Consider the following 4,793-nt stretch of genomic DNA (forward strand, 5'->3'; position numbering starts at 1 on the left):
CGTTCCTTTCTCAAGAACGGCGTGCCGCAGCCGCTCAAGGCCGGCATCGATGGCCATCAGCGCCGCCACAATCTGTACCCTGTCATGGCCGGTGCCGCCGCCGGCGTTAACACGGCGGGCTATCTGGTTCAGGTTATTGCCCATGCCGGCAAGCTGGCGCAGCAGCGCCGGCGAGAGTGAGGGGAGCTTTCCGGAACGTGCCGGCTTTTCGTCCAGGCAGATCTGCCGCATCCACGCCGCCAGCTGCCTGCCGTCACAGCGCTCGAGCAGCCGCCGGTGCTCGTCCTCCGTCACCCACATGGTGAGCATCTTGCTCCGTTTCTCTGACAAACCGGCCTCCTGATAACGCCGGGACGGGCGGGAAAGCCTTTCCCGGTCGGCGCGGGGTTGGACAAGCCGCAGGCGCGTCAGGCTGTTGGCGGGTTTCGGGGTGCAGCCCTGAACCAGTCACGAGCGCTAGCGGAGTGTATACTGGCTTACTATGTTGGCACGGATGCGAGTGTCAGTGAAGTGCTTCATGTGGCAGGAGAAAAATGCAGCAGCGGAGCGTCAGCAGAATATGTGATACAGGATATATTCCGCTTCCTCGCTCACTGACTCGCTGCGCTCGGTCGTTCGGCTGCGGCGAGCGGTACCGGCTTACAGGCGGGGCGGAAATTTCCTGGGAGATGCCAGGAAGAAGCTTAACAGGGAAGCGATAAGGCCACGGCGAAGCCGTTTTTCCATAGGCTCCGCCCCCCTGACAAGCATCACGAAATCTGACGCTCAAATCAGTGGTGGCGAAACCCGACAGGACTATAAAGATACCAGGCGTTTCCCCCTGGTGGCTCCCTCGTGCGCTCTCCTGTTCCTGCCTTTCGGTTTACCGATGTCAATCCGCTGTTATGGCCGCGTTTATCTCATTCCACGCCTGACACTCGGTTCCGGGAAGGCAGTTCGCTCCAAGCTGGACTGTATGCACGAACCCCCCGTTCAGCCCGACTACCACGTTGTCCCGGTAACTATCATCTTGAGTCCAACCCGGAACAGACACGAAAAATCGCCAGTGGCGGTAGCCATTAGTAAGAGGATTCACGGAGCGGAGTAGTAGAGTGTTCTACAGAGTTCTTGAAGTGGTGGCCTGACTGCGGCTACACTGGAAGGACAGTTTTGGTACCTGCGCTCCGTGAAAGCCAGTTACCTTCGGAAGAAAGAGTTGGTAGCTCTTGATTCCGGCAAACGAACCACCGTTGGTAGCGGTGGTTTTTTTGTTTGCAGGGCATGAGATTACGACGACATCGAAGGGATAACAAGAGGATCCGCTTCTTGAACCCCCCTCCCCACAAAAAAAAACGGCACACTAGCGCGTAAAGCGTCATCAAAAAAACTCAAATAGCGCTATATACAATCACTTTATTACGCCCCTCTCTCTTAGCTTGATAAAGAGCATCGTCAGCATTTTTCAGCAAAAAATCGATCCCACCAAGAGGATCATCTTGTGTTGCCACACCAGCAGATACGGTGACACGCAAGTTATTAGGGAAAACAGTACGTTCAATAACACTCCTAATACGCTCCGCAACACACTCCGCTGTTACCACAGATGTATTCGGCAGAAAAACAACAAACTCTTCTCCACCAAACCGACAAATAATATCTTCACTACGGCAACAAGACTTAATAATCTGAGCCAAAGAAACAAGCACCTCATCTCCGACCCCATGCCCGAAACTATCATTTATTTTTTTAAAAAAATCAACATCAATAGCAATAACTGAAGCTCCTGCCCCATACTTGTTATTCTGTATTTTAGTTGAAAACCCCAATCTATTGTTCACGCCGGTAAGGGGATCTTTAAGCGCCACCTCATTTAAAGAATCAACCCTTTCCATCATTACCTTAACATGCGTAAAAAGTGCCTTTTTAAGTCGATCAGCTTCGGCATACCAAGCATTGATAGCTTTAATATAAACTAACGAAGCCCCTATATCTTTAGCATTGGTAGATATAGCAAGCTTTTCTAAAGGAAGTGAAATACGGGAGGCAATGAAATATGAAAGAAGTGAAAATGCAATAATTATTACAATTAGCAGAACAAGTACACTTTTAGCATAAGTAATAAGAATAGTAGTCGCGCTTTCAGCATGGCTATAAACCAACACATTCCAAGCAGTATTTTTCACATGAGCATAACCCAGAAGATATCTATTCCCCGAAAAAAAAAATTCCCCCTCACCTCTATCAGACTCCGTTAACTTTGATTTCAAATCATCAGACATAACCATGGGCCGACCAACAGCACTGTTATCGTTATTAAAGATCACAGTTCCATCATCACTAACAATGCTAATTTCAGTGTCGCTCTTGAAAAAATGCCTGCTCAAAACATCGCTAAATAAACTATGTTTTTTTAGATATATAGACCCACCGACATGCCCTATGTAATTGCCATTCTTATCATAAATAGGATGTGACAACAAAATAATCAAATTCCCAGTAACTGATTTGAACGGTGAAGATATGAATGGTTTCTTTTCCTCAATCGCCAATTTGTTGGCACTTGAATTCAAGCGGGTACCAACTAAATCAAGAGATTCTGGCGAAGTCGCCAGAACAACAGCATCATTACTAACAACAAAAACTGAATTAAACATACCAGACTGCAATCTTAACCTATCCGCCTCATCTTTAAGTGAGTCAATATCATTAGTTGATTTTATTTTTTTTGCTCCATATGCTAATTCACCTTGAGCCATTTCAATATAACCACTCATTACATCTGACATTTTCATAGCGTACGATGAATTAGCATCAAGCAAATCTTTTTCTATATTTTCGCGCTGAAAAACCATAATAACGGCAATCAGAAAAATAGAAGTTAACAAAATCCCACCAACGGACAAGGTTATGACTATCGGACGAAGGTGAGGCTTTTTAATTCTCATAAAAATACACTCCATATAATAAAAAATGCCGCATTTACCATAACATCCCTTATCAGCACCGCCCCGGACGGGTTCGGAACAAATGCGGCGTCAGCCCGGTAAAACCGGCAGCAAACTCTCCGCTAAACCGCGCATTCTGCGCCAGATAAATTTCACCCGGCTGCATGGCTATGCAGTCGGGTGAATGGCTCCGGCTTTCAGCGCAGATGTCCACCGAAAGCCCCGTTTTATCAGGTTATCACAGTGAAGGGCTGTTATACGTCCGCTGTCGCTGAGATCGCTCCAGCTCCAGCGCTTTCTGATGCTGCACCACGCGCTCCTGCTCCCGGTGCAGCTCGACGGCATTCAGTCGCTCGACAACCGGCGCAGCTGCTCGCTCAAACTCTGCACCTGCCTGCTCAAGCCCGTGACGCGCTCGCTCAGCGCTGCGTTCTCCCGTTGCATAAGACCAGACATCGTCCGCCATTCCGCGAAGGCGCTCTCCCACTCGTCCAGCCTTTTCGAGTAGTCCTGCTGTAGCTGCTCTAATGCGCTCAGCAACTGTTTTTCCAGCTCCGTCATGTGCTATTTCCCCGCCAGTATCATCCAGCTCGAATCCTCTCCGAACCGTCCCGCTTCCGGGTTCACCTTCACGCAGCGGCGTCTCTGCTCGCCGCAGGTCGAGAGCTGCACGCCGCTGTTCCTCTCTGACAGCATGGCCTGCGTGCTCTTCTGCTCCCGGATGGTCGTGTAGTTGTCGAGTATCTGCTGCCCCTGCCACCACAGAATGCCCGCGCTCGAGGCGATCAGCAGCGCGGAGACCAGGACGATGGTCAGCCACGTCTGGCTGACCATGCGCACCATGCCTTTCGTGCGCTGGCTCATGGCTGAGGACAGTTTCCGGTCGTGGTCGAGGATGGCGGCGCTGATTCTCTTCGCGCTTTCGTTCAGTTCCGCTTTTACAGATTTCTCGTGCTCGCTGAATGCGGCTTTCAGCATCTCGCCGGTATTCTGCTGCTGCGCTTTCGATTTCTGCTCTAAGTCCTTCGCCAGCGTTAAAAGACTGTTCATAAATGGCTCCCTTCAGTCGGATGTTTCGCCCCCCGTCCGGGTCGGCAATGCTGATACTGCTTTTTGTGGTGCGGACCACCTCAAAACCTGCGCTTTCCAGCGCCTCAGTGACATCCTGACGGGTTTTCAGCTCCCCGGATGAGGCAAGAGCAAGCAGACCGCGTGTAATCGCTTCTGCAGCCTCCTGCTTCGCTTTAGGCAGTGCAGACGGTGTGACCAGTGCCCGCCGGTTCTCCGGTGCGTTCGGGTCGTGCAGCCCCAGTCTGCCGTTCACGATGGTCTGCCAGGCATCGATGCGTGGACGGTCGGCGCGATCGTAATACGGCTGGAGCCGTCTGCCGGTCAGCAGCTCCGTGTTCGGGATCAGAAAATTCAGCTCAAGCCGCCCCTTGTCACGATGCTCCACCCACAGGATGCTGTACTGGTCTTTATCAAGTCCGGGCATCAGAACCCGCTCAAAGCTTGCCATCAGCTTTTCCCGCTGGCCGGAAGGTAAATCCGCTTCCGCAAACGACAGTACCCCGGAGGTGTATTTCTTAACGTAAGGCGATGCGTCAATCAGCTCCCGGACTTCTTCCGGCTTCCCCTGCAGGACGGTGGCGCCTTCACGCTGCCGGTCTTTACCCAGCAGATAGTCCACCGGCCCGGCGCCACCGCCGCGGCCGCGCGGATGAAATTTAACGATCATCGTCCGTTCCTTTCTCAAGAACGGCGTGCCGCAGCCGCTCAAGGCCGGCATCGATGGCCATCAGCGCCGCCACAATCTGTACCCTGTCATGGCCGGTGCCGCCGCCGGCGTTAACACGGCGGGCTATCTGG

General features: G+C 51.8%; 5 protein-coding genes and 1 pseudogene. 1 reads left to right on the top strand and 5 read right to left on the bottom strand.

Annotation, left to right across the window (positions count from 1 at the left end; all coding sequences use genetic code 11):
• The 4 genes from ACHH0Z_RS25290 to ACHH0Z_RS25305 form a co-directional block, all read right to left on the bottom strand.
• The coding region (locus ACHH0Z_RS25290) for a MobC family plasmid mobilization relaxosome protein (protein WP_395149611.1) at positions 1 to 330 on the bottom strand (330 nt) is incomplete at its 3' end.
• A gap of 1,037 nt (positions 331 to 1,367) precedes the next feature.
• The gene (locus ACHH0Z_RS25295) at positions 1,368 to 2,924 is read right to left on the bottom strand and encodes a sensor domain-containing diguanylate cyclase (protein WP_032105005.1); all 1,557 of its coding nucleotides are present in this window, start codon (positions 2,922 to 2,924) and stop codon (positions 1,368 to 1,370) included.
• Between the two features lie 345 nt (positions 2,925 to 3,269).
• Positions 3,270 to 3,485 (bottom strand): MbeD family mobilization/exclusion protein, encoded by a 216-nt coding sequence (locus ACHH0Z_RS25300; protein ID WP_015589619.1) that lies wholly within the window; start codon positions 3,483 to 3,485, stop codon positions 3,270 to 3,272.
• Between the two features lie 3 nt (positions 3,486 to 3,488).
• Positions 3,489 to 3,974: an MbeB family mobilization protein gene (locus ACHH0Z_RS25305; protein WP_012565228.1), complete on the bottom strand. Its 486-nt coding sequence runs from the start codon at positions 3,972 to 3,974 to the stop codon at positions 3,489 to 3,491.
• A gap of 250 nt (positions 3,975 to 4,224) precedes the next feature.
• Here ACHH0Z_RS25305 and ACHH0Z_RS25310 point away from each other — a divergent pair, with 250 nt between their 5' ends.
• Positions 4,225 to 4,470 carry a hypothetical protein gene (locus ACHH0Z_RS25310; protein WP_050497065.1) on the top strand — a complete coding sequence of 82 codons (246 nt, stop codon included), beginning with the start codon at positions 4,225 to 4,227 and terminating at the stop codon, positions 4,468 to 4,470.
• Positions 4,471 to 4,651: 181 nt separating this feature from the next.
• Here ACHH0Z_RS25310 and ACHH0Z_RS25315 read toward each other — a convergent pair.
• Positions 4,652 to 4,793 (bottom strand): annotated as a pseudogene (locus tag ACHH0Z_RS25315) (plasmid mobilization relaxosome protein MobC); the annotation flags it as partial.

Origin of the sequence: Enterobacter cloacae complex sp. 2024EL-00227 (genome assembly GCF_043945315.1) — a bacterium.
GTDB classification, from domain to species: domain Bacteria; phylum Pseudomonadota; class Gammaproteobacteria; order Enterobacterales; family Enterobacteriaceae; genus Enterobacter; species Enterobacter roggenkampii.